This is a genomic window from Nocardia sp. Root136 (genome assembly GCF_001427185.1).
In the GTDB taxonomy this organism is placed as follows: Bacteria; Actinomycetota; Actinomycetes; order Mycobacteriales; family Mycobacteriaceae; genus Nocardia; species Nocardia salmonicida.
This window is the reverse complement of record NZ_LMFE01000010.1, coordinates 483,750-508,254: the sequence shown is the minus strand read 5'-3', so window position 1 is coordinate 508,254 and position 24,505 is coordinate 483,750. Positions and strand designations below refer to the sequence as shown.

The window sequence follows — 24,505 nt, the reverse complement described above, 5'->3', positions numbered from 1 at the left end:
GCAAGGGATCGAACAGGACGTCGGCGGTGGTCATGCGCCCACGCTCCCAGCGTTGTCGGCCACGGGCAACCGGCAGGCCCGTTGAGCGGCATCTCGGTGAATTATGTAACAGGTTATTATGTAATGATGCCCTCGGAAACTTCGCCCCGCCCCGGCAGGCCCCGCGACGCCGACAAGGACCTCGCGGTACTCATCGCCGCCAGGCAGTTGCTCGCCGAAGTCGGTTACCCGGCGGCGACGGTCGTCGCGATCGCCAAGCGTGCCGGGGTCAACACCCCCGCCATCTATCGCCGGTGGCCGACGCGTCAAGCGCTGCTCGAAGAGGCCATTCACGGCCCCGGCGGGCACGCGCTGCCCGAGCCGACCGGCGACCTCAGGGCCGATCTGGCGACCTGGGTGCGCATCTTCCTCGCTCGCGCCGAAAGCCCGGCCGCCCGCGCGGGAGTGCCCGGCCTGCTCGCCGATTCGCAGACCGAGGAAGCGCGCGGCCGGTTGCTCGCGATCGGCGCTCCCGTGCGCAAGGCCTTCGCCGAGTTGCTCGGTAGTGCGGTCGATGACGGTCGGATCGCACCCGGCGCCGATGCGGACCTGATCTTCGAGATCCTCTCGGGCGCCACGACATTCCACGCCCTGCTCCGTGGCGGCGAGGAGGGTGACGCCTTCGTTGCCCGACTGGCCGACGCGCTGTACGTCTTGGCGTCCACAGGGCGCTGAGACGGCCGATCGTCGTGACTCGGACCACATTCCAATAACGTTACATGTTAGTATGTAATTGTGAGTCGAGAGTCCCAGGGAGCGTGCGAATGAAGGTCGACCTGCAATTGGGCGCACGGCCCGACGAGGTGATCTCGCGGTCCGCCGAGCTGATCGCCTGCGGGGTGGACGGCCTGTTCACCTTCGAAGGCGCCCACGACGTCTTCCTCCCGTTGACCCTGGCTGCCGCCGGTCCCGAACCGGTCGACCTGATGACCAATGTCGCCATCGCCCTCCCACGCAGCCCGGTCCACCTGGCGCACACCGCCTACGACCTGCACCTGCTCAGCGGCGGCCGGTTCCGTCTCGGGCTCGGTTCGCAGACCCGCGCGCACATCGAAAAGCGTTACGGCGGTGAGTGGTCGCGCCCGGCCGCGCGCATGCGGGACATGGTGCTCGCGATCAAAGCCGTGCTCGGCTCCTGGCAGGAGGGCACCCCGCTGCGCTTCGAAGGCGAGTTCACCCGGCACACCCTGATGCCGCCGACGTTCGATCCGGGCCCGAATCCCTATGGGCTGCCGCAGATCTGTCTCGGCGCACTGGGTCCGATCATGACCAGGGCGGCGGCCGAAGTGGCCGACGGGCTGCTGGTCATGCCGTTCAACAGCGCCCGGCACTTCACCGAACACACCCTGCCCGCCATCGAGGAGGGTCTCGACCGCGCCGCGCGCGAGGCCGCCGACCTGGATATCTATCCCCAGGTGATCGTCGCGATGGGCCGCACGCCGTGCGAGCTGGCGGCCGCGGCCGTCGGCGCGCGCCGACTGCTCGGCTTCTACGGGTCGACGCCCGCGTACCGCCCGGTCCTCGACGCCGAGGGCTGGGGTGAGCTGCAACCGGAATTGAACGCGCTGTCCAAGCGCGGCGAGGTCGCGGCGATGACCGACCTCATCGATCAGACGATGCTCGACACCTTGGCTGTGCACGGGACACCGGAGCAGTGCGCGGCGGCGATCATCGAGCGCTTCGGCGCCTACGCCGATCGGATCTGCTGCTATTTCCCGGGTTACGACGTGTCCGATGAGTACATCAAAGACCTGGTCACCGCATTGCAGGCGCCATGAGCGTGCGCGTCGAAATCGCCGACGGCGTCGCGGTGGTGACATTGGATCGGCCCGATCGCCGAAATGCCTTCACGGGCGCGATGGGTCGGGCGATCGGCACGGCGTACCGCGAATTGGATGCCGACGACGCTGTACGGGTCCTTGTCCTCACCGGCGCGCCGCCGGCCTTCTGCGCGGGCGCGGACATCGGTGGCGGTGACAAAACTTTCGACAAGCCCGACAGCGCAACGTTTTCCGCGTCCCCCGTCGAACCGCCCGCCTTCGCTCTGCGTAAACCGGTGATCGCCGCGGTGAACGGGCACGCGATCGGCATCGGCCTGACCATCGCCATGCAGGCGGACATCCGCATCGTCGCCGAGGACGCGCGCTACGCCATTCCGCAAGTGCGGCTGGGTGTTCTGCCCGACGCGATGGCGCATTGGACGGTGGCCAAGGTCGCCGGAATGTCGGTCGCGGCCGACATTCTGCTGTCGGGTCGTACTTTCGACGGCCACGAAGCGGTCCGTCTCGGGCTCGCCTGCTGCTGTCTCCCCGCCACCGACGTGCTGCCCGCGGCCCTCGCGATAGCGCGCGACATGGCGGCCAACGTCGCGCCGATGTCGGCGGCTCTCAGCAAAAGACTGTTGTGGGACACCGCGATCCACGGCTACGAACCCGCCCGGGTGGCCGAGTTGGAAACCGAACTGCACCTGCGGCTCATGGGCGGTCCCGATGCTCGCGAAGGCATGCGGGCTCGCGTCGACCGGCGCGCTCCGGTCTGGTCGGCGCGGTTGTCGCGCGATTGGCACGACCTGCCGGAGTTCTGAGAACCCGGCCCCACATGTTGATTCACCATTCAGGAGTACACAGATGTCTCTAGCCGTAGACGCCGACCAGCACGCGCTGGCGCAATCGGTTGCCGCGTTCGCCCGCAAGATCGCTCCACTGTCGCAGACGCGCGAACACCTGTCCGACTACGCCGCCGGGGTCATGCCGACCGGAGTGTGGACTGCGTTGTGCGAGCCGGGGTTACACGCACTTCACCTCCCCGCTGAGTACGGCGGCGACGACTGCGGGCTCGATACGCTCGCGGTGGTGGTCGAGCAGTTGAGTGCTGCCCTGTTTCCCGGCCCCTACCTGTCGACAGTGACGGCGAGCGCGCTCGTGATGGCTGCTACCGACGCCGGTGCGCTGCTCGCGGACTTCGGGGCCGGCGTGACGGGCGCGGTCGTCACCGGGCCCGACCTGCGGGCGATGCGCGATGGCGAGGGCTGGGTCGTGTCGGGCGTGTCCGATCCGGCGCTCGGGCTGACCGGCGCCGAACGAGTTGTGGTGCGCGCCGCCGTCGCCGGGGATCCCGAAGCGAGCCTGTGGTTCTGGCTCGGCCCCGCCGATCTGGCTACCCAGGCGGGCGCAGTGTCTTCGATCCGAATGACGCCCGCGGAGGCTGTCGACCTGACTCGATCACTGGCTCGCGCCGAATTCGATGCCTACCCGGTCGACGCGGGGCGGGTGCTCGATGGCATCGACCCCGCCGTCGCGGAGCTGTGGACGACCACCCTGGCGGCGGCGGAGGCGACCGGGATCTGTCGCTGGTGCCTGGACACCACCGTCGAATACATCCGGGTGCGACACCAATTCGGCCGCCCGATCGGTAGTTTCCAGGCCGTGCAGCACAAAGCGGCGCTCATGCTGGTCCGCGCCGAAGTGGCGAGCGCGGTGACCTGGGACGCAGCCCGCGCCGAGACCCAGCCGACCGGGCAGCGACTGCTCGCCGCCGCGAATGCGGCGCTGACCGTGCTGCCCGCCGCGATCGATCAGGCGGTGGACTGTGTCAGCCTGCTCGGCGGCATCGGATTCACCTGGGAGCACGACGCCCACCTGTACTGGCGTCGCGCGATCGCGCTGGCCGCTGTCGTCGGCGGCGAGGACGCGGCGGCCAGGGCGCTGGGGGAGCGTGCGCTGCTCGCCGAACGCGACTTCTCGTTCGTCGACGCTGACACACTGCCCGAACTGCGTGCGACGGTCGGCGGCGTGCTCGATACGGTCGCCGCTCTCGCGGATGACGAAATCCCTTCCGAGGGTTGGTCACCCGCGCGCGGAGGTGCCCGCCGGGCGGTGCTCGCCGATGCCGGGCTGGTCGCTCCGCATTGGCCACGCCCGTACGGACTCGGCGCCGGACCCGCCGAACAAGCGGTGATCGCCGAGGAATTCGCCCGCCGTGGGCTGGAGCGAACCGAACTCGGAATCGGCGCCTGGGTACTGCCGACGCTGATCGAACACGGCGACGACGAGCAGCGCGAACAGTTCGTCACCGCCACCATGCTCGGCGACATCATCTGGTGCCAGCTGTTCTCCGAACCCGGCGCCGGCTCCGATCTCGCCGGATTGTCCACCGCCGCGCGCAAAGTCGACGGCGGCTGGATCATCAACGGCCAGAAGGTGTGGAATTCCCAAGCGCAGGAAGCGGATTGGGCCGTGTGCCTGGCGCGCACCGACACCGAAGTCCCTCGACACGCCGGCCTGACCTACTTCCTGATCCCGATGAACGCCGAGGGGGTCGAGGTCCGTCCGCTGCGCCAGGTCACCGGCATCTGGGAGTTCAACGAAGTCTTCCTCGACGAGGTCTTCGTGCCCGACAGCCAGGTCGTCGCCGAGCCCGGTGACGGCTGGCGGATCGCCGTCACCACGTTGTCGAACGAGCGGGTCGCCATGGGCTCGGCCACCTTCGGTCACGGCTCGAGCACCCTGGTCCGCCGCCTGCTCGAATCCGGCGACCACACCGGCACCCGCGACGACGCGGTCCGTGTCCTCGGCCGCAACACCGCGCTCGAGCTGTCCGTCGCCGCGCTGAACCTGCGCGACGTCGTGGCCAGGATGAACGACAGGACCGACGGCAACGGGTCCAGCAACAGCATTCGCAAAGTCTGGAACGCCATCGCCCAACGCGACGCCACCCGCGCGCTCGCCTCGATCCTCGGCCCACGCGCCGCCATCGGACACCCCGAGCAGCCCTACACCTTCGACTTCCTCGGCCTGCCCGCCATCCTCTTCGGCGGTGGCACCATCGAAATCCAGCTCAACATCATCGCTCGACGCGTGTTGCGTCTGCCGCAATAGGGGCTACCACATCGGTCAGTGGCGTGCGGCCTCCTGCTGCCGCCACTGCCGGGGGCTCATCCCATACCTCGCGCTGAACCATCGCGAGAAGTTGCTCACCGAGGAGAAGCCGAGCAGATCGCCGACCTCGGTGAGGGAGTGACGGCGGTTGGCCACCATGCGTTCGGCCAAAGCGCCGCGGATGTCGTCGACCAACGCGGTGAATGTCGTGCCGTCCTGCGCGAGCTTGCGGTGCACCGTGCGCCGGTCGACCCCGAGGCTGCGAGCCACCTGCTCGACGGTGCAGCGGCCCGTCGGCAACAGCAATTCGACGAGTTCGCGGACTCGGTCGGTGACCGTGGCCTCCCGCGACGGTGCCATGGCGAGCAACTGCTGCGCGTAGGCGCGTAGGAGCGGGTCGGCCATCGCGTTCTCGGCGTCGAGATCGCCGCTGTAGGTGAGGATTCCGTTGAAATCCTGATCGAACTCGACGTGCGGGCCGAACATCTTGTGATAGGTGGTCCGGTCACGCGGGGCGGGGTAGGAGAAGCACACCTGCGTCGGGCGCCAGGTCGGTCCGGCGAATCCGCGAAGCAGCCCGTACAGCACTCCGGTGGTGAGCTCGACGGCCTGCCGGACCGGGACCGCTCGACCGACGTCCACGTTCACCCGAATGGTCGCCATACCGTTCGCCTCGATGACCTCGGTGTGCAGCGCCTCGTTGTACATGTGCTCGTGGCGCGACAGCAGCCGCAGCGCGCTGCGCACGTCCGGCTCCTCGCGGATGACCAGGCTCAGCGGGCCGAGATTGGAGAACCGCCGCAGCTGCGCCAACCGCAGGCCGAAGTCCTCCCTGCCTGATTCGACGGCCGAGCGTTCCAGCAGGTCGGCGACGGCCTCGGCGGGAATCCACCGGTCCTGCGTGCCGAAACCGGCCGGATCGAGTCCGCAGTCACGGATCAACCGCGCCGGTTCCAGGCCTAGTGACCCGGCCAGTTCGACGTAGTCGTTCAACGACGCGTACCGGGACAGCGGCTTCACTCAGTGCCTCCAATTGTCCCGAGGGGAATAGTTTTCTGTCCCGACAGGATAAGCGTTGATGCGTGATCGAGCCTACTGTTATGTCCATCACATAGGAGGAGAAGCTGTGGCACACGCAATTCGATTCGCTGAAACCGGTGGTCCCGACGTGATGCGGTGGGAGTCCACCGAGGTCGGCGCGCCGGGGCCCGGCGAGGTCCGTATCCGGCACGAGGCGGTCGGGCTCAACTTCGCCGACACCTATTTCCGCACCGGTCTATACCCGGCAGCGTTGCCGGCCGGACTCGGCGTGGAGGGGGCCGGCGTCATCGAGGCCGTCGGCCCCGGCGTCGACTTCGCGGCCGGTGACCGCGTCACCTACACCGGCAGCCCGCTCGGCGCGTACAGCACCGAACGGATCATGCCCGCCGAGCACCTGATCGCGCTGCCCGACGGCATCGCGTTCGACACCGCGGCCGCGACCACCATGCGCGGACTGACCACCGCCTACCTGCTGCGCCGCATCCACCCGCTGCGCGCGGGCGATACGGTGCTGCTGCACGCGGCGGCGGGTGGGGTCGGGCAGCTGTTCACCCAGTGGGCGAAGCTGCTCGGCGTCAGCGTGATCGGCACCGTCTCCAGCGAGGAGAAGGCCGCGGTCGCCCGGGCCAACGGTTGCGACCACGTGGTGATCTACACCAGGGAGGACGTCGCGACCCGGGTTCGTGACATCACCGATGGCGCGGGCGTTCCCGTGGTCTACGACAGCATCGGCAAAACCACCTACCAGTCCTCGCTGGATTCTCTCGCCCGGCGCGGCCTGCTCGTGTGCTTCGGCACCGCCTCGGGACCCGTGCCGCCGATCGAGGCGATGCAGCTGGCGGTGAAGGGCTCGCTGTTCGTCACCCGGCCCGCGCTCGCCGACTACATCGCCGACCCGGCCGAACGCGCCGAACTCGCCGGCGAACTGCACGACCACCTCACCGCGGGCCGTCTGCGGGTCGAGATCAACCAGCGATACGAACTCGCCGACGCCGTGCAAGCCCATCGCGACCTCGAAGCCGGCCGCAGCGTCGGCGCGTCGGTCTTCGCGATCTGACGCGTCCACCGGAAAGGAAACAAGCCAATGACCGTTCGAACCGCGATGCGCGCGGCGCCGCTGACCGCGACCATCGGCGCCGAACTACACGGGGTGAACCTCGCCGAGATCGCCGCCGACGACGCCCTGTTCGCCGAACTGCGCACCTTGCTGCTGCGCCACAAGGTGCTCTTCGTCCGCGATCAGGACATCACCCGTGCCGAACATGTCGCGCTCGCCGAACGTTTCGGCCCGCTCGAGGACCATCCGGCGCTCAGCAGCGATCCCGATCATCCCGGTCTGGTCCGCATCTACAAGGACCTCGACAGCGCGCCCGAGCATTACGAGAACGCCTATCACTGTGACGCCACCTGGCGGGTCAATCCGCCGATGGGTGCTGTCCTGCGCTGCGTGGAATCGCCGCCCGTCGGTGGCGACACCATCTGGGTGAACATGGTGGAGGCGTACAAGCGGCTGCCGCAGTCGGTGAAATCGCGGATCGCGCATCTGCGGGCGCGGCACAGTATCGAGGCGAGTTTCGGCGCCGCGCTCTCGGAGGAGAAACGACTCGCCCTACACGAGCGTTTCCCCGATGCCGAACATCCGGTGGTGCGTATCCACCCGGACACCGGCGAGGACATTCTGTTCGTCAATTCCTTCACCACGCATCTGGTCAATTACCACACGCCGGAGAATGTTCGATTCGGCGCCGACTACGCGCCGGGTGCGAGTGAACTCCTCAATTACCTGATGCGCCAGGCGAGTATCCCCGAATACCAGGTGCGCTGGCGCTGGACCGAGAACAGCTTCGCGATCTGGGACAACCGGTGCACCCAGCACTACGCGGTGCAGGACTACTGGCCCGCCGTCCGCAAGATGGAGCGCGCCGGGATCGTCGGCGACCGTCCCTTCTGAATTCCATTTTTCGATTAGCCCCGCAATTCCGATCGGAGTACCCCCATGCATTTTCACGACGACGCGCTGTTCCCCGAGAACCAGGAAAAGCTGGTCATTACCGCCGCGCCGTACGGCCCGGAATGGGAACTCGACGATTTCCGCGACGACCTCCCGCTCACCATGGACGAGCATGTCCAGGCCGCCGTCGACTGCTACGAAGCCGGCGCCACCGTGCTGCACATCCACGTGCGTGAACTCGACGGCAAGGGCTCCAAGCGCCTGTCGAAGTTCAACGAACTGCTCGCCCGCCTGCGCGAGGCGGTGCCGGACATGATCCTGCAGGTCGGCGGCTCGATCTCCTTCTCGCCCGAAGGTGAAGGCGCCGACGCGAAGTGGCTCACCGACGACGCGCGGCACATGCTCGCCGAACTCGATCCCAAACCCGACCAGGTCACCATCGCGATCAACACCAGCCAGATGAACATCGTCGAGTTGATGACCGAAGACGACATCGCGGGCACCTCCTTCGAACGGCCCGAGGTGTACGAGGCGTATCGGGAGATGTATGTCCCGGCGGGCCCGACCTGGGTTGCCGAGCACTTGAAGCGCTTGCAGGCCAACGGCATTCAGCCGCACTTCCAGCTGTCGAGCATCCCGCAGCTCGAGACCGTCGAGCGGTTGATCCGCCGCGGCGTCTACACCGGCCCGCTCATGCTGACCTGGGTCGGCATCGGCGGCGGCTTCGACGGCCCGAACCCGTACAACATGATGGAGTTCATCCGCCGCACTCCCGACGGCGCGGTGCTCACCCTGGAGACGCTGATGCGCAGCGTGCTGCCGGTGAACACGATGGCCATCGCGATGGGTCTGCACGCGCGCTGCGGCAACGAGGACACCCTGTGGGGTCGCAAGGGCGAGAAGATGACCTCGGTCCAGCAGATCCAGCAGTTGGTCCGGATCGCGGGCGAACTCGGCCGCGAGGTCGCCACCGGTAAGGAAGCGCGCGAGATCTACAAGCTCGACGAGCGCTACGCCGACGCCGACGAGACGCTCGCCAAGATCGGGTTCGCCCCGAACCGTCAGCCGGGCCAGGTCGGGTTCACCCACCACGCCTGACCCTCGGCGGGGATCACCTTCCCCTGTCTCGACAACCCGGTGGACGTCAGCGACGACGTCCACCGGTTCGCAGGAGCACCCATGGACCACATCACGACCGTCGCGCCCGTCGCGTCGGCGCCGCGCCGTTCCTCGTCTGTCACCCGCAACTATCCGTGGCTGGTATTCGCCCTCGCCTTCGGTCTGCTACTGGCCGACTACATGTCCCGCCAAGTGCTGAGCGCAGTATTCCCGTTCCTGAAAACCGAATGGACACTGTCGGATTCGCAACTGGCCTCGCTCAGCAGCGTGGTGGCGCTGATGGTGGGTCTGCTCACGTTGCCGCTGTCGGTGCTGGCCGACCGGTGGGGTCGGGTCAGGAGCCTGGTGCTGATGGCGGTGGTGTGGAGCATCGCGACTCTGGTGTGCGCCCTGGCCGACAACTACCCGCAGATGCTCGTCGCCCGCTTCTTCGTCGGCGTCGGCGAGGCCGCCTACGGCAGCGTCGGGGTCGCGCTGGTGCTCAGCGTGTTCGCGGCCCGTCGGCACGCGGCACTGAGCGGTGCGTTCATGGCCGGTGGTTCGTTCGGGTCGGTGCTCGGTGTCGCCGCGGGCGGTGTGATCGCCGTACACCTGGGGTGGCGGTGGTCGTTCGCCACCATGGCGGTCTTCGGCCTGGTGCTGGCCATCGCGTTCCGTGCGGTGGTCACCGAGGAGCGCAATGCCGCCCATGCCACCGAGCCCACACCCGAAATCGCCTTCCGCGCACCGATTTCGACGCTGTTCACCAATCCGGCCGTGCTGTGCGCCTATGTGGGCAGCGGATTGCAGATGTTCACCGCCGCGGTGCTGCTGTCGTGGATGCCGAGTTTCTTCAACCGCTACTACGGGCTGGCGCCCGACCGGGCCGCGGGTCTTGCGGCGGTGATCGTGACCCTCGTCGGCACCGGCATGGTGGTGTGCGGTGTGATCACCGACCGGGTCGGTCGCGCCGACATGGCGCGCAAGTGGACGACCGCGATCGTGTTCTGCCTGATCTCACTCGTCACCCTCGGTCTCGGTTTCAGCATGAGTACCGGTGCGCCGCAACTGGTTCTGCTCGGTATCGGCGCGTTCTTCTCCGGCGGTTCGGCCGGTCCGACCGTGGCGATGGTCGCCAATCTCACCCACCCCTCGGTCCGCGCGTCGGCGTTCGGCACCCTCACTCTCGCCAACAGCCTGCTGGGGTTGGCACTTGGCCCGTTCGTCGTCGGTGTCCTCGCCGACCATCTCGGTCTGCAGAACGCGCTGCGGGTGACGCCGGTGGTGTCGGTCCTCGCGATCGCCGCCCTGCTGCTCGGCCGCCGGGTCTACCCGCTCGGGCTGCGCAAGCTCGCCACCGTGCACGCCTCGCACTGATTCCGTCGAAAAGGACTGCCGCACCTCATGAATGCTCTTACCGAACCCACCGTCGTCATCGTTCCCGGCCTGCGCGATCACGTCGCCGAGCACTGGCAGAGCTTGCTCGCCGACACGCTCTGGAAGGTGGCGATCGTGCCGCCGCTGGAACGTGACGGGCTGAGCCTGGCCGCACGGGTCGCCGCACTCGACGCGGTGCTCGCCGACATCGACGGACCCGTCGTCCTGGTCGCGCACAGCGCGGGCGTGATGATCACGGTCCACTGGGCGCAACAGTCCGACCGGCCGGTGCGCGGCGCGCTGCTCGCCACGCCGCCCGATTTCGAAACTCCACTGCCGCAGGGCTATCCGACCGCCGAGGCACTCACGGCCAACGGCTGGACGCCGATTCCACGCAGGCGGTTGCCCTTCCCCAGCATCGTGGCCTCGAGCAGCACCGACCCCTTGGCCACGGCTCGCCGCGTCGCAGGCATGGCCGAGGTGTGGGGGAGCAGACTGGTCGACCTCGGCGACGTCGGCCATCTGAATCCGGCGTCAGGCTACGGACCGTGGCCGCGTGCCCAGGAGCTGCTCGACGAACTGCTGGACGCGCCGCTATCTGTCCGGCGAACATGTGCGCCGAGCAGCACCGAGGAACCCGTCACCGCGGCACCACTCACGCGGGGCCGATGACCTTCTTGCCGCTGCGCTCAGCGGAGGTCGTCGGGGTGTGGTCCGGTACCGAACGGTTCGGCTCGTGCTGAGCGAGGATGCCGACGAAGGGTCGCCCTCGTCCGCGACTTCAAGGACGACGACGGGGCAGCCTGGTTCCTGGCGGCCGTAGTGATCTAAGCCGCTGGTCAGTGGAGCATCTCGGTGCTGACCACGGAGAGCAACTGCAATTTCTCGTAACTCTCGGTACCGGGTGTGGCGGTGTAGACCAGCAATAGGTGTGACTGTTCGGGGTCGAGCAGTGTTTGGCAGTTCAGATCCATGGCGCCGACCTCGGGGTGGCGGAAACGCTTCACGTCCCGGGGTCGGACCCCGATCTCGTGGGTGTGCCACAGGGTTCGGAATTCCTCGCACTCGGCGAGCAGGAGGGCCGCATACCGCGCGGCGCGGGAATCGGGACCGCGCCGGGTGGCGACTTCGCGGAGTCCGGAGACGAACATCCGCGACAGGAACGGATGGTCCTCGGGTGCGTAGCGGTCGCGTTCGGTGGGATCGGTGAACCAGCGGTAGCCGATGCTGCGAGCGAGGCCGGTGTAGTGGGCGGTGTCGCCGGTCAGCGCGGTGCCGAGCGGAGTCTGGCGCAGCGTCTCCCCGAGCTCGGTGACGATCTCGGCAGGCGTGTCGTAGAGGCGATCGAGGATTCGGAGCAGGCCGGGGTTGATGTGCTCACTGGCGGAGCCGCGTGCGGGCGGGCTGTGGCCGGCGAGGCGGAACAGGTGGTCGCGTTCGTCGAGCGACAGGTGCAGGCCCTGGGCGATGGAGGCGATCATCTGCTCCGACGGGTGCGGCCCGCGTTCCTGCTCCAATCGCGCGTAGTAATCGGTCGACATGTGACACAGGACGGCGACCTCCTCCCGCCGCAACCCGCTCGTCCTGCGCCGCCGACCCCTGGGCAACCCGACGTCCTCGGGTTGCAACGACTCCCGACGTAGTCTGAGGAACTCCGCGAGCTCCGCGCGATCGATCACCAGAGGCCTCCTTTGTGTGACTGGTTCGGTTCTACCGTCGGGGCTCGCGGGTATCCACTGATCGACAGTCCCTGGATGTCGCCTCTCGGCCGGACGATCGTGGATACCACCAGCCCAGCACACCGAGCACAGGAGAAGCGACATGCCACGTCGGCAACCCGACATCACTGTTCCCGACCTCACCGGACAACGCGCAGTGGTCACCGGAGCCAGCGATGGTATGGGCGTCGGGATCGCCGCGCGCCTGGCGGCCGCCGGGGCCGAAGTCGTTCTCCCGGTACGCAATCAGCGCAAGGGCGAGGCGGCGCTCGACACCATTCGGCAAGCGAGCCCCGAGGCGCAGGTCTCGCTGCGCGAACTCGACCTGTCCTCCTTGGATTCCGTCGCGGCGCTCGGCAAGACCCTGCGCGCGGAGGATCGCCCCATCCATCTGCTGATCAACAACGCGGGCGTGATGACCCCACCGGATCGACAGGTCACCGCCGACGGATTCGAATTGCAGTTCGGCACCAACCACCTCGGTCACTTCGCCCTGGTCGGGCACCTCTTGCCCCTGCTCCGCGCAGGGGGTGCGCGCGTTACCTCGCAGGTCAGCGTCGCGGCCAACCAGTACGGGATCAACTGGGACGACCTGAACTGGGAGCGCTCCTATAACGGCAGGCACGCCTACAGCCAGTCCAAGATCGCCTTCGGTCTGTTCGGGCTCGAACTCGGCCGACGCAGCCGAGCGAACGGCTGGGGCATCACCAGCAATCTCTCCCACCCGGGCGTCGCACCGACGAATCTGCTCGCCGCCCGGCCCGAGGTCGGGCGCGCGCAGGACACCACGGGGGTCAAGGTCATCCGGTGGCTCTCGGCGCGAGGCATCCTCCTCGGCACCGTCGAGTCGGCGACGCTGCCCGCCCTCTACGCCGCCACATCGCCCGACGCCGAGACCGAGCGCTTCTACGGACCCAGCGGACCCGCACACCTCGGCGGCCCTCCCGCCGAGCAGAAAATCTACGGTCGCCTGCGCGGCCTCGACGACGCTCAGCGCATCTGGCAGATCTCCGAAGAACTCACCGGCGTCCGAATCTCGGTCTGACCAGGCCGAGGTCGCCCCGCACGTCGCTGACCGGGCGCGTCTACGAACGAGCTGGATAGCCCCATTCTCGGCACGCCGACTTCAGCGCGTCCGGGACGGCCGGGTCGGCGGGCAGCGGGCGCGCCGGCTGGATGACGCCGGAGCGGATGGTCTCGCTCCAGTCGCCGATACCTCGGACATAGCTTCCGTGGTCGAATCGGCCGTAGTCCAGCATCGAGGGCTGCCACTCCACGTCGAGGAAGCGGCACAACCCGCGCACGGTTTCCTCGGGGCGGTGGGTCAGGTCCTCGTAGCGGACCTCGTGGCCGTCGAGCGCCGCACGGGCCTCGTTCATCGCCGCGACGAATTCCAAAGTTCTTCGTACCGGGTCGATTTCACGGCGATCCGCCCAGGCACGGCCCAAGGAGTCGGCGATCTGCGTCGGGTGGCGCAGGAGGAACACGTAGCGGGCATCGGGCCAGCACGCGGCGATCCGTCGCCAGGTCAGCACGCTGCTCGTGGTCTTGTTGACCATCCGGTCCTTACCGCTGCGTTCCAGTTCGTGGTGCAGGAGGCGGTCCCAGAGCAGATGTTCCAGCTCACGGATCGTCAGGCCGAGCGCGTCCAGCGAGATACTCGCGTAGCGCTCGGTGATGTCGTCGGCGGTCCACTCGAGTTCCTGGACGGTCAGCAGATTCAGGTGCAGTTCGTGCGGGGCGTGGATGCGTGAATGGCTGTTCAACACCGAACGCAGCAGGGTGGAACCGGATCGGGGCGCGGACAGGATGAAGATCGGCGCCGGCACGAGGCGGGTTGCCTGCTTCACGGTTGTCGGCTCGGTACGGGGGCGGCGAACAGACCTCGTCGGATCAGGAGTTCGAGCACGCGATCGGTGGACTCGGCGACCGTCTCGGCCGCGGTGTCTATCCGCAGATGGGGGAGCAGCGGTTCCTCGTAGGCCGCATCGACCCCGGTGAGCTGGGTCAGCTCGCCCCGTGCCCGGCGCGCGTACAGCCCTTTGACGTCGCGCTGTTCGCAGGCCGAGAGCGCGGTGGCGACGTGGACCTCGGCGAATTCGAGGCCGGCGTCATCGTGGCGGGCCCGCATCAGCGCACGATCGGCGGCGTACGGCGCGATGGCCGCCACGAGAACGAGCACGCCGTGGCCGGCCAGCATCACCGCGAGGGTGGTGATCCGGCCGAGGTTGCGCTTGCGGTCGTCGGGGGTCAGGCCGAGTTCGGGCCACAGCCGCCCGCGCACGTCGTCGCCATCGAGTACCTCGACCGGATACCCGGCGTCCGCCACGCGGTGCCGGGCGGCGGTGGCGAGGGTGGTCTTTCCCGAACTGGGCAGCCCGGTCAGGAGAACTGTCCCGCCCGGTCCGCAGGGCCCGTCATTCATCAGACATTTCTGACAGGGCGAAATTATGCGGGGGTATCGATTGCGGGATCGACGCGTAAACGGCTGCTGCCCAAAGGAATTCGTCCTGGGACGATAACGGATACGGTGCCACTGATAATGAATCAGCGCAGCTCGAGCTAATTTCCGAAGACGAAATTGCGCAGGACCAGGAATCGCAGCCCGCCCACCACGGCCATGACAGCGAGCACGGCGCCCGCCTGCGCGGTCTCGCCGAGGCCCGGCGCCAGGAAATCCAGTCCGGCCAACGCCGCCGTGCTGATTCCTAGGCCGATTAGCGCCAACCCGCCGCCCTCCCACTGCGCGGTGAACCCGCCGACCCTGCTCCCTGCCCGGAAGGTGAGTTGCCGGTGCAATTCGTTGGCGATCACCGTGCTCACCATCGATCCGGCGACATTGGCGACCAGTGGGCCGCTGCCGTGCATAGTCAGGAACAGCAGCACATAGGCGATGTTGCTGGCCCCGCCGACCAGGGCGAAGCGGATCAGCTGGGCGAAGGTGTGATCGCCGCGCAGGTATCGCAGGACGAGATCGATGCGTGGCCGAGGACCTGTCCAACCGGTGTAGACGCTGGTGGGGAGCATTCCCGGACGGGTGATCTGCGGTGCGGTCATGTTCGTTCCGATCAAGCGTGCGGATGTCGGCGGTGTGCCTGGCAACGCTTGTGACTATACGTAGATGTATACGTATATACAAGAGGCGGCGACCGGTGAGTGCGTTTCCAGACCGCGTCGTAATCGGGATGGCACCCGCAGCGCGGTCGGCGGACACTGGAGTGATGGTTGACAGGGAGCAACGCACGCCCTTCTACGGAGTGGTGCTGATTCTGGTAGCGCTGGGAGCGGCGATGGCGGTCAGTTATTACGGGCCGACCTGGGTCCGTGTCACCGTCTACATCCTGGCGGTGATGGGTATCCTGGTCGGCGGCGTCATGACATTCCGGGACTACTCGCACTGACGCTGCGATGCGATGCGCGCCCCGGTTCGGCGGGGCGCGAGGTTCGATGATGCCGGTGACGTGATGGACCCGCTGAGGAGTTCGCTGTGGCCTATATCGTGGATTTCGCAACCGTGTCGACCCAGGGACTGGAGTCGTCGCCGGTCGTGGACGCGCTCGCCGGATTGCGGGCGAACGAGGCTCGATACTTCAAGAACAAATACGATCACGTCTTCACGGTGGAGCCCGCGAGCGAGGCGACATCGGCCGTCGACTGGGTGAGCCGGATACTCGCGGACGAACGCGACATCGTGATCTCTTCTCGCCCGCTCGAGGCCACGGCTTTCCAGGTCGAGAACCTTCGGATCGCCTACGTCTTCTACGAGAGCGGTCTGTCGATCAATGTCATGTACTCGATCGACGACGTGAAGAAGCGAGCGGTCGGGTTCAAGCTGAGCGAGGGCATGGAAGTGCCCGCCGAGCTCGACTCGTTCAAGTTCGCGCGGCAGAAGTCGAAGCTGGCGGGCACCATTCGCGGCTCCTACTTCGTCATCAAGCACGAGTACTGACTGAACTCACCCTGCGGCAAACCCTGTTGGGAAGGCGGCTGCGACGAGACCCTGTGGTGGTCCGCGTATTCCCGCCGTTGTCGCAAGGAGACTCCCATGACCGTCGACGCCAGCACCCGCCTCAACGACGTGAACATCGAGGCCGTAGGTGGTCTCGTGGCGGCAGTTCGAGCCGACCCGACCAAGGCTCAGACCACCTGGGCGGCGCATATCGCGTGGGACGGCGGGTTCTCCTCCGAGGCGCGTATCCGCAAGTTCGCGGCCATCCCTTCCGACGAACCGGCGGCCCTCGGCGGCGGCGACACCGCCCCCAACCCGGTCGAACAACTCCTCGCCGCTCTCGGCAACTGCCTCGCGGTCGGCTACGCGGCCAACGCCACCGTCGCCGGTATTCGCATCGACAACTTGCGCGTCGATGTGAAGGGCGACCTCGACCTGCACGTATTCCTCGGACTCGCCCAGGGGCACGCAGGCTTCGAGTCGATCACCGCGTCAGTGTCGATCGAAACGGACGCCTCTCGGGAGCAGCTCGAGGAACTGCACGCGAAGGTGCAGTCCAGCTCTCCGGTGGGGCACACGTTGCGCAACGCGGTGCCGCTCGACGTGACCCTCGCCTAGGTGTACTGACGCGGGTTGCTCGGCCGAGTCACATTTCCGTCGGCCGGCTTGGTTCGCCACAGCTCGATCCCGATGTCCACCAGATCGACTCGGTCGAGGTGGGCGACATCGTCGAGCGCGTGCCAGGCGGCGAGGTCGGTCGAGCCATTGGTTTCGTGGCGGAGTTCCCCGGCGGTGATCCGACCTTCGTACACGATCCGTAGGCCGTGGAAGTCCGCGAATTCACCTCCGGCGCGCGGATATCGATGGTTGACCGAGTCGATGCCGAGAAGCTCGACGACCTCGACGAGGTATCCGGTCTCCTCGTCGACCTCACGAACAGCGGTGGCGATCGGATCCTCACCGTGGTGCATTCCACCGCCCGGCAACGTCCACTGTTTGGCGCCGTCGGGCGACACCCACCTGGCGAGCAGCAACTCGACGACACCGGCGACTTCTCGCACGCAGATGGCGTAGGCGGCGACCCGCAACTCTCTGCTCACTCCGAGAGGCTACTTCGTCCTGGTTCGCGGAGGTCGCGAATCCGGCGACGGCGAATCATGCGGCGGCAGCGGACTTCTCGGAGGCCGTGGCTACGGGGCGATCTGTGGCTCCTTGCTCATCAACCGAGATCGCAGGCCGGTGGGAGGTGGACGTAGTGTGTTGATCGCGTCCTGCCCTGTCGAGTCCGATGGAGAGATCAACGTTGCCGAGACTCACTCGCGCCGAAAGCGTGCAACGGACCCGTGCCGCGCTACTGAGTGCGGCCGAGGATGTGTTCGCGGACAGGGGATTCGCCGATGCCGCGCTGGACGACATCGCCGAACGCGCCGGATTCTCCCGCGGGGCGGTGTACGCGAACTTCGCGAACAAGACCGATCTGTTCCTGGCGCTGCTCGACAACTGGCTACAACGCGAAATCGACAACGGCACAAGGCTGACCGACTCCGACAACACCCCGCAGCAGGATATCGATGCACTCGACGGGCAGGGCGGAAACCGGTTCGCCGACCGGAAGCGGTTCCTTCTGCTGATCGAGTTCCGGCTCTACGCTCTGCGTCATCCCGAGGTGGCCGATCGCCTGCGCGACTACGACCGAGCCACGATGGACTGGTTCGGCTCCACCGTGGAACGGGTCGCCGAGGCGTCCGGAATTCGGCTGCCCGCGCCCACCGAACAGATCGCGCTCCTCGTGCTCGCCTTGGAACACGGCATCGCCACCCTCGCCCACACCGACCCCGAGCGGATCCCGCACGACTCGTTCCTCGATGCGTTGACCCTGCTCAACCGCTCTCTCACCGCGATGGCCGCCGCCGAAAGCTGACGTCGCCCACCGGCATATCGAGCCCGCCTCGGCCTGCGGCTCGGGTCATCGTCGGGTCTTGACAACTCGGACCGACCTCCCCAAACTCATCAGCGATACGCGAGTGTATTCGGATGCCTTGGTGCATATATGCATGTCTCGCACTCATCGACCATGAGGAGTCGTGCAGATGCGCACAGACCCGGCAACCATCGATCGCGGCAGGTCCCGTAGCGCTCGGTTGCTGCGTCGGCTCGGGCTCGTCTTGTTCGTGTTTCTGTTGCTCTCGACCGAGGCGCGCGTTGTCACCGCGGCTCCCATGGGCGCCGTGCCCCAACTCCGTCGCGACGGACGGTGGCTGGTCGATCACTACGGTCGGGTCGTCATCGTGCACGGGGTCAACCTGGTCTGGAAGCAGGCGCCGTATGTGCCGCCCGACACCGCCGAAGGCTTCACCGCGGCCGACGCCGCCTGGCTGGCCGAGCACGGTTTCAACGGCGCGCGGATCGGAACCCTGTGGGCGGGAGTCACTCCCACTGCGCCAGGAGTGGTCGACAACGACTACCTGGACAGCTGGGACCGCGTCGTCGGACAACTGGCCGCGAACCGAATCTGGACACAGTTCGACTTCCACCAGGACCAGTGGCACGAAATCTACGGTGGTGAAGGCGTACCGCAGTGGGCGGTGCGACGGCCGGCTGCGTTCGGGCCCTTTCCGGTGACGACAGCCGAATTCCCCTGGGGTTACTGGTTGCCCGAGCAATCCGCGCTCTGGGACGACTTCTGGGCCAACCGCAACGGACTGCTCGACGGCTGGGCTCAGGCGTGGCAGGCGGTGGCCCAACGCTGGCGAGATCAGCCCTACTCCATGGGATATGACCTGCTGAACGAGCCGTGGGCCGGATCCGAGTTCGCCGAGTGCGCGATCACCGGATGCGCCCAGCACTACCGCACCGAACTACAACCGGCGATGGACCGCGTCCGCGCCGCGATCAGGCAGGTCGATCCGTCCGGCATCGTCTGGTACGAACCCCAGCAGCTCGCGGGCGGACGTGATGTCGCGACCTTCTTCGAGTCGATCGCCGACGATCCACAGATCGGCTACTCCTGGCACAACTATTGCCCCCAGATCTTCCTGCAATCGCAAGGTCTGCCCGGCACCGACGCCGAAGGCTGCCTCGCCTACAGCGGTCAGGCGCAAGAACGCGCCCTGCATCAGGCCGACCGCATGGGCGCGGTAGGACTGATGACCGAATTCGGTGCGACAGACAATATCCGGGCACTCGCCATCGATACCGCCGCCGCCGACCAGGCCCTGACCGGCTGGATGCACTGGGCCTACAAACACTGGAGCGACCCCACCACCGCCGACACCGCCCAGGGCCTGTTCACCGCGGACGGTGAGCTCTCCTCGACCAAGCCCGACAAGCTACGCACCCTGGTCCGCACCTATCCCCAAGCCACCGCGGGCATTCCGCGCTCGTTGTCCTTCGACGCGGCAACCGGAGAATTCCACTACACCTACGACCCCGCCCCGACGCGAGCCCCGACCGAGATCTTCATCAGCCCCCTGCACTACCCGAACGGACCTGAGATCACCGTCGAGGGCGGGCGCGCGAGCACCGTCGGCCCAGACCATCTGGTGCGCATCGAGTCCGACACCACGACGCCGATCTCGGTGACGATCCGCGATCGGGGCCAAGGCCCGCGCTGAGCGGACCAGCCGTCTCCTGGGACGTATGCGGGCGGCCGTTCTCGGCGGCCCTAGTCGAAGTGGCCGCATCGGCCGGTGAAGACGGTCGAAATAACCGGTCGCAGAACGACATCCAGCACAGCGGGGTCGGCGGGGGCTGAGTCGATCGACAGAATGTCGCCCAGTCCGCGGGTGGCGGAGGTGATCATCGTCGCGGCGGCGACGCTGTCGACCTCGGCGTTCACCTCGCCGCATTCCTTGCCGTTCCGGATGGCGGTGGCGATCCTGCCGTGCAGTTCGTGATGGGCTCGCTGCGCGATCCGGGCCAGCTCCGGGTTGTTCAGTGAAAGGGTCCACAGGCTGCGATCGACCCGGAACTCCACCTTTCGTTCGGCGTCGAGTGGCAGTAGTTCGGCCAAGCCTGCCAGCAGCATCGCCGAAATCGGCTGCCCGGCCGCTTCGCCGGCGCTGATGTGTTGCGCGACCCGGTCGGCGCTGCGACGCAGGCAGTCCTCGTACGAGAATCGCAGCAGCTCGTCCTTGTTGGCGAAGTAGTGCTGGATCAACCCGACCGAGATCCCCGCGTCGGCCGCCACTTTGCTGAACGTCACCCGAGACAGCCCCTCCTCGGCCAGCAGCCGCTGGAAGGCGTGCGTCATCAGCGTGCGTCGTTGGTCGTGATCGGCAACTCGAGGCATGGACAACAATATACTCATATGGTTATTGTTCCAATATGGCTATATTGGAACGATGGCCGGTGCTGCTGCTCTCGATGCTGGTGCTCATCGGTTGCGCGCCCGCTCCGGATGCGGTCGTGGGCGGTTCCGGTCCGAGCGCTGATTCGGACGAGTTCGTGCGCGAGCGGATGGCCGCGCTGCGAATTCCCGGGGCCGCGTACGCGGTGGTCGACCGAGCGGGGATACGGCATGCCGGAACTTTCGGCACCGATCGCTCGGGCGCGCAGGTTACCCGGGGGACCGCGTTCCTGTGGGGTTCTGTGGCCAAACCGGTGACAGCGCGATTGATTTCGACGATGGTGGCGGCCCGGGAGTTGCGCCTCGACGAACCGGTGACCACCTATCTGCCGTCGTTCCGAACCGGCGATGCTGCGCTATCGGCGCGAATCACCGTGCGGCACTTGCTGAACCAGACAAGCGGCTTGCCGACGTCGACAACCTATACCGATCGAACCGACGCGCACCGCAGACCGGGTGACGTGGTCACCGAGCTCGCCCACGAGGCGCTGACCGCTGAACCCGGTGTCGCACATCGCTATTCGAGTACGAATTATCTGTTGCTCGGTGCCGTGGTCGAGTCGGTCACCGGTCGACCTTTCACGGAGGTGCTCGCCGAGCGCGTGCTCGAACCACTCGGTATGCGCACCGCTGTCACGTCCGCGGAACAGGCGACCGCCGTGGTTCCCGACGGGCATCGCTTCGTCTTCGGCAGGCCGGTGCCGTTCGCCACGCCGTTCGACCCGGCCGGGGTGGCCTATGGCTATCTCGGCGGCACACTCGACGATCTCGCCGCTTTCGCACGGGCGAGTCTGGGTGACGGCACCGTGCTGGACGAGGTGGTGCCCACCGGTGACGGGAGGAGCTATGGCCTCGGCTGGCGTCACTGGACCGTCGACGGCACCGACATCCCGATGGTCTGGCATGGCGGTGCCGCGCCCGGCTATGCGGCCCACGTCATCCTGCTGCCGGACCACGCCGTCGTCGTCACCGCGAACGCCTATGGAAAGTTCCAGGAGGCCGCACTGCTCGATATCGGGTTCGGGATCGCGGCGCGCACGCTCGGGCATGAGTCTGCGGTGGCCCCGGTCGAACGCTCCTACCAGGCGATTCTCATCGGCCTCGGCGCATCGGTGGCCATCGGCATCGCCGCGGTGGTTCGCGGTATCCAGCTGCTCGTCCACCCGAAAGCGGTGTCGCGACAGCGGGCGGCCGCGAACTTCGCCCTCTGGCTGCTCGTGATCGGTGGGGCCCTGGCGGGTCTCGGCATCGCACTGCCGACCGCCGCGGGGGTCGAACTGACCCAACTCGTTCTGTGGGCTCCGGATATCGCAGGCTTGGTGTTCACGATCCTTGCGATCGGCGCACTGGTGCTGCCGCTGAGACTTGCTGTCGCATTGTCGTCTGCCGGGCTGATCGGCCCCACACAGAACAGTCCCCGGTAGTCTCCATCGAAACCATGAGCTCAGTCGTCGCTGATACTCCGGTATTCGATTGGCTTGCCGGGGGCTTAGCCAGATCCTGAAAACGACGTCACTACGGTCGGCAAACGTCTCCGTCGGCAGTGTGGCTCATTTCCGGTGTTCCGGTATCCCTCCAGTCTTCTCCTGATTCGCTCGATGTCAATACCTCGGCACTACTGAATACGGCCGAAATTATCGGCGCAAAGGAGACCGTCCATCGCATTGTGCGGATCGTCGCTTCGGAGGACAGTAGATGTGTCCGGTGGCGCCCACCGGGGCGCCACCCTTCCTGAAAGTAGGAGGTGGCCCCGTGTACGCACGTTCCAGCACATTTGCGGCCCAGCGGTCGTCGATCGACCGCGGAATCGCATACCTCCATAACACGATGATGCCGAATATGCCCGACCTCCACGGGTGGGTGGGTATGTCGCTGATGGTGGACAGGGCGACAGGCCGATGCATCGCCACCACCGCGTGGGAATCCGAGACCGCGATGCACGACAGCAGTATGCGCATCCGATCACTGCGTGATGGTCTGGCCGAGGCATTGAACGGCTCGGTCGACAGTATCGAGGAATGGGAAGTCGCGGTCATGCACCGCGATCACCTGGCCGGCGCGAGTGCCTGCACCCGCTGCACCTGGATCCAGGTCGATCCGGCCGGAGTCGACTTGGCGATCCAGACGTTCAAGTCCGGTCTGCTGCCGGAGCTGGAGAAGATCGAAGGATTCCGCAGCGCCAGCCTGTTCGTCGACCGGGCAACCGGGCGAGGAGTGGGATCGACCGTCTGGTCGAGCCGAGAGGAATTGGACAACAGTCGCCCCCACGTGGATCGACTGCGGGACGCGGCGACCCGCGTGATGAGAGCCGAAGTTCTCGAGGTGGCCGAGTTCAGACTCGGCTTCGCGCACCTGCGAGTTCCCGAGCTGGTGTAGACCGCCAGACATCCGGCCGGGCAGCGGCAACTCCCGGCCGGCCTTCGGGCACTGGATCCGAATCCGATCGACTCGGCGGCCGTGGTCGATTTTCAGGAGTACGTCACGACTGCCGGGACGGCGGGCTTCGATGAGCGATGAATCGATGAACAACGATTCGGCTGGGCAGGCGCACACTCAACGTCTACTGGCGGCGCTGCTGGCGATGGCGATGTTCGTGCTCGTCGTCGATACATCGCTGATGAACGTGTCGATCTCGGCGGTGGTTCACGATCTCGACACCACTGTCAGCGGGGTCCAAGCGGCGATCGCATTGGAAGCGCTGGTTTCGGCCGCGTTCATCCTGATCGGCGGCAAAGTAGGCGATTTGATCGGACGCAAGCGGGCCTATGCGCTGGGTCTGATCGGCTACGCGGTGGGGGCGTCGGCGATGGCGTTCGCGCAGAGCCTGGTCGCGATCGTCATCTTCTGGGCCGTGCTCGGCGGGATCGGCGCGTCGCTGCTGTTGCCCGCCATGCAATCGTTGATCCACGGCAACTTCCAAGGCGCGGCGCAGAAGAAGGTCTATGCCCTCGTCGGCGCGGCGGCTGCGATCGCGGCCGCGATCGGCCCACTGCTCGGAGGTTTCATCACCACCTACCTGTCGTGGCGGGTCGGGTTCGTGTTGGAGGTCGTCGTGATCGCGATCGTGCTGTCCGGGATGGGAATCGTCCGCGATGTGTCCTACACCGGCCCCCGCGGCGTCGACAAGGTCGGGGCGGTGCTGTCGGTTCTCGGCATGGGCGGGATCGTGCTGGGAATCCTGGTGTGGCAGGAGGGCGGCGAATCAGTCGGTGTGCTCCTGGCTGTCGGCGCGCTGGCGCTGGCCGGCCTCGCCTATTGGCTGGTCCGGCGTAAGCGCGCGGGAAAGCCGACATTGCTCGACCCGGACTTGTTCCGATCCAAGATCTTCCGGCTGGGCATCTCGGGGCAGATGCTCCAGCAGATCGCCCTGGGCGGCACGATGATCGCCCTGCCGATCTATTTACAGATGGTGCTCGAGTACAACGCGATGCAAGCCGGCCTGTCCATCGCCCCCCTGTCGTTGAGCATGTTCGCCGTTGCGGTGCTCACTGGCAGATACGCGGGCGATCGGCCGGCGCGCAACATCATCCGATGGGGATTCGTGCTCCTCACGGTCGGGATTGTGGTGCTCATCCCGATCGTTCCACGAGCGGAATTCGGCTGGGGGCTAATAATCCCGCTCATCATCGCGGGCTCGGGGTTGGGTCTGCTGGTGTCTCAGCTCAACAACTACACACTGGCCCCCATCGAGGAGGAGCGGATCAGCGAAGCCGCCGGCGTCAATTCGGCGGCCGGGTCGTTCGGGTTGTCCTTCGGGCTGGCGTTCGCCGGTGCCATCATGCTGGCGACCTTGTCGATCACCTTCACGAGCATGGCGGAATCGAGCACGGTGCTCCCGCAGGCACAGCAACAACAGGTGGCGCAGGCACTGGAGGACGACGCCGAGGTCATGAGCAATACCCAACTCGATCAGCTGCTCGTCGACGAACCTCCGGAGATCCGTGCCGAGGTCATTCGCATCAACACCGACGCTCGGCCCTTCGCTCTGCAAGTGGCACTGCTGGTTCCGCTCCTGGCCGGTCTCATCGGGTTGTTCAATTCGTTCCGTATGCGGCGCATTCCGGAAGGACTGCCGACGCCATCCTGATTCAGGTCGCGATATCGGCC

General features: G+C 66.8%; 25 protein-coding genes. 18 read left to right on the top strand and 7 right to left on the bottom strand.

The window, feature by feature from the left end; translation table 11 throughout:
* Positions 1-126 precede the first annotated feature (126 nt).
* From ASD42_RS27320 to ASD42_RS27305, 4 genes are all read left to right on the top strand, one after another.
* Positions 127-714, top strand: coding sequence for a TetR/AcrR family transcriptional regulator (locus ASD42_RS27320; protein ID WP_056821883.1), 588 nt, complete (start codon positions 127-129; stop codon positions 712-714).
* An 89-nt stretch (positions 715-803) separates the two neighbouring features.
* A complete protein-coding gene (locus tag ASD42_RS27315; protein WP_056821677.1) occupies positions 804-1,817 on the top strand; it encodes a TIGR03617 family F420-dependent LLM class oxidoreductase in 1,014 nt (337 codons plus the stop codon).
* Entirely contained in the window at positions 1,814-2,623 is an 810-nt protein-coding gene (locus ASD42_RS27310) for an enoyl-CoA hydratase/isomerase family protein (protein ID WP_056821676.1), read from the top strand. The genes ASD42_RS27315 and ASD42_RS27310 overlap by 4 nt, the downstream gene beginning before the upstream one ends.
* A 43-nt stretch (positions 2,624-2,666) precedes the next feature.
* Positions 2,667-4,916, top strand: a complete 2,250-nt coding sequence (locus tag ASD42_RS27305; protein WP_056821674.1) for an acyl-CoA dehydrogenase — start codon at positions 2,667-2,669, stop codon at positions 4,914-4,916.
* 15 nt (positions 4,917-4,931) lie between these two features.
* On the opposite strand, the gene ASD42_RS27300 is transcribed toward ASD42_RS27305, so the two are convergent.
* Entirely contained in the window at positions 4,932-5,936 is a 1,005-nt protein-coding gene (locus ASD42_RS27300; protein ID WP_056821673.1) for an AraC family transcriptional regulator, read from the bottom strand.
* Between the two features lie 106 nt (positions 5,937-6,042).
* On the opposite strand from ASD42_RS27300, the gene ASD42_RS27295 reads away from it, so the two are divergent.
* The 5 genes from ASD42_RS27295 to ASD42_RS27275 all read left to right on the top strand — a co-directional run bounded on the left by ASD42_RS27295 (position 6,043) and on the right by ASD42_RS27275 (position 11,055).
* Positions 6,043-7,014, top strand: coding sequence for a quinone oxidoreductase family protein (locus ASD42_RS27295; RefSeq protein ID WP_056821671.1), 972 nt, complete (start codon positions 6,043-6,045; stop codon positions 7,012-7,014).
* Between the two features lie 27 nt (positions 7,015-7,041).
* On the top strand, positions 7,042-7,908 hold the full coding sequence (locus ASD42_RS27290) for a TauD/TfdA dioxygenase family protein (RefSeq protein ID WP_056821668.1): 867 nt from the start codon (positions 7,042-7,044) through the stop codon (positions 7,906-7,908).
* A 45-nt stretch (positions 7,909-7,953) separates the two neighbouring features.
* Positions 7,954-9,006, top strand: a complete 1,053-nt coding sequence (locus tag ASD42_RS27285; protein WP_056821666.1) for a 3-keto-5-aminohexanoate cleavage protein — start codon at positions 7,954-7,956, stop codon at positions 9,004-9,006.
* 81 nt (positions 9,007-9,087) lie between these two features.
* Positions 9,088-10,383: an MFS transporter gene (locus tag ASD42_RS27280; RefSeq protein ID WP_056821880.1), complete on the top strand. Its 1,296-nt coding sequence runs from the start codon at positions 9,088-9,090 to the stop codon at positions 10,381-10,383.
* Positions 10,384-10,410: 27 nt separating this feature from the next.
* Positions 10,411-11,055, top strand: coding sequence for an RBBP9/YdeN family alpha/beta hydrolase (locus ASD42_RS27275; protein WP_084787327.1), 645 nt, complete (start codon positions 10,411-10,413; stop codon positions 11,053-11,055).
* A gap of 167 nt (positions 11,056-11,222) precedes the next feature.
* Here ASD42_RS27275 and ASD42_RS27270 read toward each other — a convergent pair whose 3' ends face one another.
* Positions 11,223-12,062 (bottom strand): helix-turn-helix transcriptional regulator, encoded by an 840-nt coding sequence (locus ASD42_RS27270; protein ID WP_056821664.1) that lies wholly within the window; start codon positions 12,060-12,062, stop codon positions 11,223-11,225.
* A 142-nt stretch (positions 12,063-12,204) separates the two neighbouring features.
* Here ASD42_RS27270 and ASD42_RS27265 point away from each other — a divergent pair, with 142 nt between their 5' ends.
* Positions 12,205-13,146: an SDR family oxidoreductase gene (locus ASD42_RS27265; protein WP_056821661.1), complete on the top strand. Its 942-nt coding sequence runs from the start codon at positions 12,205-12,207 to the stop codon at positions 13,144-13,146.
* A 40-nt stretch (positions 13,147-13,186) separates the two neighbouring features.
* On the opposite strand, the gene ASD42_RS27260 is transcribed toward ASD42_RS27265, so the two are convergent.
* The 3 genes from ASD42_RS27260 to ASD42_RS27250 form a co-directional block, all read right to left on the bottom strand.
* The gene (locus tag ASD42_RS27260) at positions 13,187-13,951 is read right to left on the bottom strand and encodes a sulfotransferase family protein (RefSeq protein WP_056821660.1); all 765 of its coding nucleotides are present in this window, start codon (positions 13,949-13,951) and stop codon (positions 13,187-13,189) included.
* Entirely contained in the window at positions 13,948-14,526 is a 579-nt protein-coding gene (gene cysC / locus ASD42_RS27255; protein ID WP_056821659.1) for an adenylyl-sulfate kinase, read from the bottom strand. Before cysC ends, ASD42_RS27260 begins: the two co-directional genes overlap by 4 nt.
* Positions 14,527-14,663: 137 nt before the next feature.
* Positions 14,664-15,158 (bottom strand): GtrA family protein, encoded by a 495-nt coding sequence (locus tag ASD42_RS27250; protein ID WP_084787326.1) that lies wholly within the window; start codon positions 15,156-15,158, stop codon positions 14,664-14,666.
* A gap of 164 nt (positions 15,159-15,322) precedes the next feature.
* Here ASD42_RS27250 and ASD42_RS27245 point away from each other — a divergent pair, with 164 nt between their 5' ends.
* From ASD42_RS27245 to ASD42_RS27235, 3 genes are all read left to right on the top strand, one after another.
* Positions 15,323-15,502, top strand: coding sequence for a hypothetical protein (locus ASD42_RS27245; protein ID WP_056821658.1), 180 nt, complete (start codon positions 15,323-15,325; stop codon positions 15,500-15,502).
* A gap of 86 nt (positions 15,503-15,588) precedes the next feature.
* A complete protein-coding gene (locus tag ASD42_RS27240; protein WP_056821657.1) occupies positions 15,589-16,050 on the top strand; it encodes a hypothetical protein in 462 nt (153 codons plus the stop codon).
* 96 nt (positions 16,051-16,146) lie between these two features.
* Positions 16,147-16,668 (top strand): OsmC family protein, encoded by a 522-nt coding sequence (locus tag ASD42_RS27235; RefSeq protein ID WP_056821655.1) that lies wholly within the window; start codon positions 16,147-16,149, stop codon positions 16,666-16,668.
* On the opposite strand, the gene ASD42_RS27230 is transcribed toward ASD42_RS27235, so the two are convergent.
* Positions 16,665-17,150 (bottom strand): NUDIX hydrolase, encoded by a 486-nt coding sequence (locus ASD42_RS27230; RefSeq protein WP_056821654.1) that lies wholly within the window; start codon positions 17,148-17,150, stop codon positions 16,665-16,667. The two genes, ASD42_RS27235 and ASD42_RS27230, sit on opposite strands and share 4 nt — an antisense overlap.
* Positions 17,151-17,353: 203 nt before the next feature.
* Here ASD42_RS27230 and ASD42_RS27225 point away from each other — a divergent pair, with 203 nt between their 5' ends.
* Both ASD42_RS27225 and ASD42_RS27220 read left to right on the top strand, forming a co-directional pair.
* Positions 17,354-17,971: a TetR/AcrR family transcriptional regulator gene (locus ASD42_RS27225; RefSeq protein WP_162256240.1), complete on the top strand. Its 618-nt coding sequence runs from the start codon at positions 17,354-17,356 to the stop codon at positions 17,969-17,971.
* Positions 17,972-18,140: 169 nt separating this feature from the next.
* The gene (locus tag ASD42_RS27220) at positions 18,141-19,664 is read left to right on the top strand and encodes a cellulase family glycosylhydrolase (RefSeq protein WP_084787343.1); all 1,524 of its coding nucleotides are present in this window, start codon (positions 18,141-18,143) and stop codon (positions 19,662-19,664) included.
* 50 nt (positions 19,665-19,714) lie between these two features.
* Here the strand turns inward: ASD42_RS27220 and ASD42_RS27215 are convergent, their stop codons facing one another.
* A complete protein-coding gene (locus ASD42_RS27215) occupies positions 19,715-20,341 on the bottom strand; it encodes a TetR/AcrR family transcriptional regulator (protein WP_056821651.1) in 627 nt (208 codons plus the stop codon).
* Positions 20,342-20,376: 35 nt separating this feature from the next.
* On the opposite strand from ASD42_RS27215, the gene ASD42_RS27210 reads away from it, so the two are divergent.
* The 3 genes from ASD42_RS27210 (at position 20,377) to ASD42_RS27200 (ending at position 24,485) form a co-directional block, all read left to right on the top strand.
* Positions 20,377-21,822, top strand: coding sequence for a serine hydrolase domain-containing protein (locus tag ASD42_RS27210; RefSeq protein ID WP_084787325.1), 1,446 nt, complete (start codon positions 20,377-20,379; stop codon positions 21,820-21,822).
* A gap of 415 nt (positions 21,823-22,237) precedes the next feature.
* Positions 22,238-22,774 carry a hypothetical protein gene (locus ASD42_RS27205; protein WP_235569840.1) on the top strand — a complete coding sequence of 179 codons (537 nt, stop codon included), beginning with the start codon at positions 22,238-22,240 and terminating at the stop codon, positions 22,772-22,774.
* A gap of 130 nt (positions 22,775-22,904) precedes the next feature.
* A complete protein-coding gene (locus tag ASD42_RS27200; protein WP_056821647.1) occupies positions 22,905-24,485 on the top strand; it encodes an MFS transporter in 1,581 nt (526 codons plus the stop codon).
* Positions 24,486-24,505: the final 20 nt, after the last annotated feature.

What these genes read in the sequence shown, in the direction of transcription:
- ASD42_RS27305 (WP_056821674.1), top strand. Translation starts at nt 2,667, where the DNA reads ATGTCTCTAGCCGTAGACGCCGACCAGCACGCGCTGGCGCAATCGGTT.
- ASD42_RS27275 (WP_084787327.1), top strand. Translation starts at nt 10,411, where the DNA reads ATGAATGCTCTTACCGAACCCACCGTCGTCATCGTTCCCGGCCTGCGC.
- ASD42_RS27245 (WP_056821658.1), top strand. Translation starts at nt 15,323, where the DNA reads ATGGTTGACAGGGAGCAACGCACGCCCTTCTACGGAGTGGTGCTGATT.
- ASD42_RS27280 (WP_056821880.1), top strand. Translation starts at nt 9,088, where the DNA reads ATGGACCACATCACGACCGTCGCGCCCGTCGCGTCGGCGCCGCGCCGT.
- ASD42_RS27285 (WP_056821666.1), top strand. Translation starts at nt 7,954, where the DNA reads ATGCATTTTCACGACGACGCGCTGTTCCCCGAGAACCAGGAAAAGCTG.
- ASD42_RS27320 (WP_056821883.1), top strand. Translation starts at nt 127, where the DNA reads ATGCCCTCGGAAACTTCGCCCCGCCCCGGCAGGCCCCGCGACGCCGAC.
- ASD42_RS27205 (WP_235569840.1), top strand. Translation starts at nt 22,238, where the DNA reads ATGCCCGACCTCCACGGGTGGGTGGGTATGTCGCTGATGGTGGACAGG.
- ASD42_RS27265 (WP_056821661.1), top strand. Translation starts at nt 12,205, where the DNA reads ATGCCACGTCGGCAACCCGACATCACTGTTCCCGACCTCACCGGACAA.
- ASD42_RS27215 (WP_056821651.1), bottom strand. Translation starts at nt 20,341, where the DNA reads ATGCCTCGAGTTGCCGATCACGACCAACGACGCACGCTGATGACGCAC.
- ASD42_RS27200 (WP_056821647.1), top strand. Translation starts at nt 22,905, where the DNA reads ATGAGCGATGAATCGATGAACAACGATTCGGCTGGGCAGGCGCACACT.
- ASD42_RS27290 (WP_056821668.1), top strand. Translation starts at nt 7,042, where the DNA reads ATGACCGTTCGAACCGCGATGCGCGCGGCGCCGCTGACCGCGACCATC.
- ASD42_RS27210 (WP_084787325.1), top strand. Translation starts at nt 20,377, where the DNA reads ATGGCTATATTGGAACGATGGCCGGTGCTGCTGCTCTCGATGCTGGTG.
- ASD42_RS27220 (WP_084787343.1), top strand. Translation starts at nt 18,141, where the DNA reads ATGCGCACAGACCCGGCAACCATCGATCGCGGCAGGTCCCGTAGCGCT.
- cysC (WP_056821659.1), bottom strand. Translation starts at nt 14,526, where the DNA reads ATGAATGACGGGCCCTGCGGACCGGGCGGGACAGTTCTCCTGACCGGG.
- ASD42_RS27235 (WP_056821655.1), top strand. Translation starts at nt 16,147, where the DNA reads ATGACCGTCGACGCCAGCACCCGCCTCAACGACGTGAACATCGAGGCC.
- ASD42_RS27250 (WP_084787326.1), bottom strand. Translation starts at nt 15,158, where the DNA reads ATGACCGCACCGCAGATCACCCGTCCGGGAATGCTCCCCACCAGCGTC.
- ASD42_RS27310 (WP_056821676.1), top strand. Translation starts at nt 1,814, where the DNA reads ATGAGCGTGCGCGTCGAAATCGCCGACGGCGTCGCGGTGGTGACATTG.
- ASD42_RS27315 (WP_056821677.1), top strand. Translation starts at nt 804, where the DNA reads ATGAAGGTCGACCTGCAATTGGGCGCACGGCCCGACGAGGTGATCTCG.